Source organism: uncultured Catenibacterium sp. (assembly GCF_900540665.1).
Lineage (GTDB): Bacteria > Bacillota_I > Bacilli_A > Erysipelotrichales > Coprobacillaceae > Catenibacterium.
The window spans coordinates 1-5,828 of record NZ_UQGV01000101.1; the positions used below are offsets into that span (position 1 = coordinate 1).

Consider the following 5,828-nt stretch of genomic DNA (forward strand, 5'->3'; position numbering starts at 1 on the left):
TCCCGGACTGCCTGTCTATAATACCTAAAATACCGGTGCTTGTAAAGTGTTTTTTTTAATATTTTTCAGACATTTATTATGCATCGCATTTTTGGCCCTTGTATGCTTTGTTTTTTAATTTTAAATTATTTATAACCTAATTTTACAAAGTAGTTTATATGTCTTATTTAGCTCATTTATGACTATTCACTGTTTTATATCATTTTTTAATCTTACATTTGTATATACATTTTATTTCAGTTATAATAGTCATGAGGTAATTAATTATGGCAAAACAACCAATTTATGTGAAGATTATGTCCGATATAGAAAATCAGATTAAGGACGAAACATTAAAATCAGGAAATCAGATTCCTACAGAAAAAGAATTATGTGAACTTTATAACACTTCTCGTATGACAGTTAACAAAGCAATTTCTAGATTATGTGAAAAGAACCTAATCGAACGCATAGCAGGTAAAGGATCATTCGTGAAAGAACACCGTGTTATAAAGAACCTACAACTAGGCACAAACGGCAGCTTTTCAGATGATATGATTGCGACAGGTAAAGTTCCTGGCTCTAAACTTATAGAATATAAGCTAGTGAAGGGCAAAGAAGTTCCTCATGTTAAACACGCACTTAAACTGAAGGATGATGATTTCATCCATTACTTTGTACGTGTTCGAACAGGTGACGGTATTCCTATCGCTATCAGTTATACTTATCTATCTGCTTCTATTATCCCTACTATAGATATACAGATATTGGAAGGTTCCTTATATAAGTATATCAATAAGCTTGGATATAGCATTGATGGTATTGATGCAGAATATTCTGCAGTCCTTCCTACTGATAAGCAGAAAGAACTACTACAAGTAGATCAAGTTGCTTTATTCAAAAGTGAACACGTAACATTTTTATCCGATGGACGTCCTTTCGAGTATATTTCTACTTATTATAGAGGAGATCAATATACATATAGTCTTAAAACTGTATTTGATGAGTAAAAAAAGTTATGGCGAATCATGATTGCCATAACTTTTTTCTATTTTTCAGTTTTATAAGCGTCTCTGACACCATCTAGTTTTTTACTGCCAATACGCGCATGGAACTGAGGATCTTTTGGGATATCTGGATTGATACCTAAATCCTGAGGAGCAAGACACGCCAATACCTGCATAGGAATGATATATTCCCATGGAGAGAAGAGAGGATCTTCTGTGAACGGAACGATACAATCCTCATTAGTTGGTGCATCTACACCTTCTGGTGAAGCAATTAAGTAATTATGTGGTGTCCACTCTTTAAGGATTTCAATAAGTTTTAAAGTACGAGGCTTATAATCACCCTTAGAGCCAAGATAGAAGATATGAGCACTTTCAGTAATAGAGTTATAAATGCCATGGAAGAATTCTTCAATATCATATCCTGTTACACCTTGTCTTACTGTTTCAAGTACCTTTAATGCACCTTCTAAAACATCAGCATAGTTTCCATCATAGCCTACTACAATAATTCTTTTAGCTGGTAAGAATTCATCTTTAATTCTTCCATACCATTCTGTAGCTGCATCTATAATGTTTGGCATATTGCCAATAACTTTAAACATTCTTTCCTTGTAGCCTTCAAATGACTCTTCAGAAAGAATACCTTTTGCGATAGCCCATTCTGAAAGCATCATCATTAAAGTAACAGTAGTACCAGCATAGCCTTTAGTCTTGGCACCACATTTTTCATTACCTACTTCAATTCTTGTCTTAGTTGTTGCATGATCAAATACAAGCGCAGTAGGATTTTCTGATACTGCCGCAGTATAGAGTCCCTGTGCTGTAGCGGCATCTAAACCTTCTACAGTAGATAAACTCTGTCCACCCTGTGACATGCCAATAACCAAAGTCTTCTTATTAAAGACTTTTTCACTTCTATGAAACTGTGTAGGATACATGCAGAACACTTTAAGGTTTAATACTTCTTCTAAATAGTTCTTTGCTGAGAGTCCCGCATGATATGAAGTACCTGATCCAATAACATAAATCTGTTCAATATCTTTATCTTTGAATTCTTCTACGAATTCATGAGTAATTTCTTTTCTGTTATCAATAATATGTGTTAACACTTCCGGTGTTTCACATATATAGTTATACATATTTGAAGCCATTTTATAAAATACCAAAGAAAGAGCAAACAATACCAAGAATCAAAATACCCCAAAGTAAAGTTGTACTCTTCATTCCTTTCTCTAATAAAGTATAAACAATAAATGTAAATCCTAAAGGCAAGAAGCCTTTAATAATACCATCAAATACTTCCTGCAAAACAATCTTTGTACCATTTAAATGGAACACGAATGGTGTAGAAATAGACACCATAGAAGCACACATAGAACCAACTACTAATAAGCCAAGCACTTTAGCCACTTCAGTTAATACTGCAACTACACCGCCTTCATTCATGCTCGCTAAGAAACCAACACCACTCTTATAACCCATCTTTAATCCATAATAACGAACAAGAAGATGAGGAATATTATAAATAAGCAAGAATAGAATAGCACCTAAGATACTTCCCTTAGCCGCTAAGCTTGTACCAATACCAGCACCAATGATTCTGAATGTTCCCCAAAAGAATGAATCACCAATACCTGCAAGAGGGCCCATTAAAGCAGTCTTAACAGCGTTGATTGATTCTTCATCTACTTCTTCACCATTATCTTTTGCTTTTTTGAACTTTTCTTCCATTGCGATAGACGCACCAGCAATAAAACTAACAACTGCTGGAGTTGTATTAAAGATAGCTAAATGTCTCTTTAGAGCATCTGAAATATCTTTCTTATCTGTATAAAGCTTCTTTAAAGCGGGAACCATCATATATGCAAAGCCTACGTTCTGCATTCTTTCAAAACAGAAACAAGCCTGTAATGGGAATGTACGCCAGAATGTTTTCTTATACACATCAGGTGTCATCACTGTATCCTGAGTGTTTAATTCTTTGTTTTCCATTATAATTCGCCTCCTAGATCATCAGATAATTCATCTGTTTCAACTGCAACAGCCACATTATTTTTTCTATTTGAGATTGTATACTGATAAATTGTATATGCGATAGCTGTACCAATAACGGCAGTACCTACAGTATTCACTGAAAGTAAAGCTGTTAATGCCCAACCAATGAAGAAGAATGCTACATTCTTCTTATCAAATAATAACTGCATAAGAATTGCGATACCTAGTGCAGGAAGCATACCACTTGCTGCATTTAAACCATTTGTCACAAACTTTGGAATCATCTTTACAAATGTGCTGATTACAGATGAACCTAAGTATGCACCTAAGAATACAAGTAAGAAGTAAGCAATAAAGAATAGGAATGCCCCACCCCATAGAGCTCTGTCAATACCACCAAAGTCTCCTTCTTCAGCTGCTTTATCAGCCATATGAATAAAGAATCCGTTAGCTGTTCTTACAAGAATACCAACAACTTGTCCTAAAGAAGCGATTGGTAACGCAAGAGCAACTGCTGCAGAAACATCGAGCTTAGAAACAATCGCAAATGCTGTTGCTAAGATTGCACCAGACACTGTATCTGGAGGTGTAGCAGAACCAATACCTACAACACCCATCATAATTAATTCTAATGAACCGCCAACAATAATACCTGTTGTAAAATCACCTAAAATCAATCCAACTAGTGGACCTAATACTAATGGACGGTCAATCATCCACATTCCGCCAACTCTACTATCCCAAATTCCAATACCACCTAGTAAACCAAGTAGTAATGCTTGTACTATACTCATAAGGTTACCCCTTTCTATTTATTAAAGTTTCTTCTAATTTCTTCAGTACTTAATGCTTTTGATGTAGGAACTGCCTGCATGAATACATGGAATCCATCATTTTCAAGTTCATCCATGACTTCGATATCATGTGCACTCATATATGAGTTCATTTCAATATTTTTCTTTCCTTCACCATTTCTTAAACCACCAAGAAGGATATCCTTGATTTCTGTACCTGTTTTTTCACAAACAAACTTAGCATCATCTAAGTCTTTAGTAATAACAAGAATTCTTCTTGAGGCATGTTTAGGATTATTAATAACATTTACAGCACCCTGTAAAGATTTCATCGAAAGTGTTACACCAGCAGGAGTTGCTAGTTTGAATGCAACCTGCATATTCTTATCTGTAATAAGATGATCATTCGCAACTAAGATTACATCCACCTTATAATGACGTGTCCAAGCTACCGCTACCTGTCCATGTAATAATCTGTCATCTACTCTTAATACCTGAATCATTGTCATATCCTCCTTTATAAATCACCATCATCAGTAATTTCATCCATTGTGTTAAACATATCTTCTACGAGATACATTCCGTTTTTAGTTTCTTCAATCGCTTCATTAATAACTCTTCTGTTATTTTCTTTATTTGAAGTAAGATTTAAGAAAGATAAGCTCATGACAAGTCCAAGATTCATACCTGTCACAACATAAATATTATCTCTCTTTTCAATTTGCTTAATTGCAGTCTGAGTTGTGCTTCCCCCTGGAATATCAGTTACGATAATAATAGGTTCCTGAGTTTCGAAGGAATCAATAAGATTATCAAGGCTGTCTTCTATTTCCTGCACTGGCTGATCAAGCAAAACATTAAGTGTCTTGAATTGATGGCTACCAATAATAAGCTGACAGGAATCAGCTACACCATTTGCGAGTTTTCCGTGTGAGAAGAGAATCATGTTTGTCATGTAAATCACCTATCCTTCTTTTAAATAACTATTCATCTTGAAATGGAACTGAGGGTCACTCGGAATATTACAATCAATTCCTAAGTCTAATGAAAGTTTTCTAGCAAGAACCTGCATTGGAATAATATACTGTAATACCGCAAATTCTTCATCATCTGTAAATGGGAATACTAAATCCTTAGGATTATTTGTATCCTCATGTGTAATCAAGAAATTATGACTATGTCTCTCTTCCTCAAAATAACGTTTTAAACGCAAGATTCTGTCGTAGTACTGACCTTTAGAACATACATAAAGCATATATGTGTTTTCATCAATACAGTGATAAATACCATGCATGAATTCTTCTAATTCGAATCCCTGTACACTATATCTCACTGCTTCGCAGATCTTTAATGTACCTTCCATCATATCAGCAAGACAATTATCATAACCAATAACATATAAGCGACGGCACTTTAGTAAATCTTCCTTATTGTTCAAGTACCAGTTGCTTGCGGCTTCCGCAATATCTGGAATCGTATCTGCTGCTGCCTGCATTCTATTTAGATAATCTTCAAATTCTTCCTGAGTAATCTTTCCCTGTTTTAAGGCTACCTTTAATGCAAAAATCATAAAAGTAACAATAGAACCAATATATCCCTTTGTTTTTGGTCCTGCTTTTTCTTCACCGATTTCAACATACAGTTTAACATCTCCATGATGCTCTACTGGTCTGCCTCTTTCTGCAGTCATCGCAATTGTACCGAATCCACATTCCTTAGCTTTATCTAGCCCAGCAATAGTAGAAGCTGACATACCTGCATGAGAGAGTCCCATAACCAATGTTTTTTTGTTGAAAATCTGTTCATCCTTAAATACAATAGGATATGAAGCAAATACTTTCATCTTTAGTACTTTTTCCATTAATCTCTTGGCAGCTAATGCAGAATGATAAGATGTACCAGATCCTATCACATAGATCTGCTCATAGTCGCCTTCGAAGAAGTACTCTACAGCATCATGAAAGATTTCTTCGTGGTTAGAAATGATATCTCTAACCAATGGTATTAAGTTAAGCGACTAAATACCAAAAACCTCTTTGATTTTAAAATC

Annotated in this window: 7 protein-coding genes; 1 reads left to right on the forward strand and 6 read right to left on the reverse strand. The window is 34.9% G+C overall.

The annotated features are described in order from the left end of the window. Positions 1-266 precede the first annotated feature (266 nt). Entirely contained in the window at positions 267-989 is a 723-nt protein-coding gene (locus QZQ55_RS10340; RefSeq protein WP_295093075.1) for a GntR family transcriptional regulator, read from the forward strand. 38 nt (positions 990-1,027) lie between these two features. Here QZQ55_RS10340 and QZQ55_RS10345 read toward each other — a convergent pair whose 3' ends face one another. From QZQ55_RS10345 to QZQ55_RS10370, 6 genes are read right to left on the reverse strand one after another with little or no spacing between them, the layout of a single operon-like run. Continuing rightward, positions 1,028-2,128, reverse strand: coding sequence for an SIS domain-containing protein (locus tag QZQ55_RS10345; RefSeq protein ID WP_295093077.1), 1,101 nt, complete (start codon positions 2,126-2,128; stop codon positions 1,028-1,030). Positions 2,129-2,141: 13 nt separating this feature from the next. Further along, the gene (locus QZQ55_RS10350) at positions 2,142-2,981 is read right to left on the reverse strand and encodes a PTS system mannose/fructose/sorbose family transporter subunit IID (RefSeq protein WP_286181774.1); all 840 of its coding nucleotides are present in this window, start codon (positions 2,979-2,981) and stop codon (positions 2,142-2,144) included. Beyond that, a complete protein-coding gene (locus tag QZQ55_RS10355; RefSeq protein ID WP_295093079.1) occupies positions 2,981-3,778 on the reverse strand; it encodes a PTS sugar transporter subunit IIC in 798 nt (265 codons plus the stop codon). The genes QZQ55_RS10350 and QZQ55_RS10355 overlap by 1 nt, the downstream gene beginning before the upstream one ends. 14 nt (positions 3,779-3,792) lie before the next feature. Next, on the reverse strand, positions 3,793-4,281 hold the full coding sequence (locus QZQ55_RS10360; protein WP_055233950.1) for a PTS sugar transporter subunit IIB: 489 nt from the start codon (positions 4,279-4,281) through the stop codon (positions 3,793-3,795). Positions 4,282-4,295: 14 nt separating this feature from the next. Then, positions 4,296-4,733 (reverse strand): PTS sugar transporter subunit IIA, encoded by a 438-nt coding sequence (locus tag QZQ55_RS10365; protein WP_187012725.1) that lies wholly within the window; start codon positions 4,731-4,733, stop codon positions 4,296-4,298. 9 nt (positions 4,734-4,742) lie between these two features. Then, entirely contained in the window at positions 4,743-5,777 is a 1,035-nt protein-coding gene (locus tag QZQ55_RS10370) for an SIS domain-containing protein (RefSeq protein ID WP_295093080.1), read from the reverse strand. Positions 5,778-5,828 lie beyond the last annotated feature (51 nt).

Coding starts and splice junctions, on each gene's coding strand:
- QZQ55_RS10340 (WP_295093075.1), top strand. CDS start 267: ATGGCAAAACAACCAATTTATGTGAAGATTATGTCCGATATAGAAAAT.
- QZQ55_RS10345 (WP_295093077.1), bottom strand. CDS start 2,128: ATGTATAACTATATATGTGAAACACCGGAAGTGTTAACACATATTATT.
- QZQ55_RS10350 (WP_286181774.1), bottom strand. CDS start 2,981: ATGGAAAACAAAGAATTAAACACTCAGGATACAGTGATGACACCTGAT.
- QZQ55_RS10355 (WP_295093079.1), bottom strand. CDS start 3,778: ATGAGTATAGTACAAGCATTACTACTTGGTTTACTAGGTGGTATTGGA.
- QZQ55_RS10360 (WP_055233950.1), bottom strand. CDS start 4,281: ATGATTCAGGTATTAAGAGTAGATGACAGATTATTACATGGACAGGTA.
- QZQ55_RS10365 (WP_187012725.1), bottom strand. CDS start 4,733: ATGACAAACATGATTCTCTTCTCACACGGAAAACTCGCAAATGGTGTA.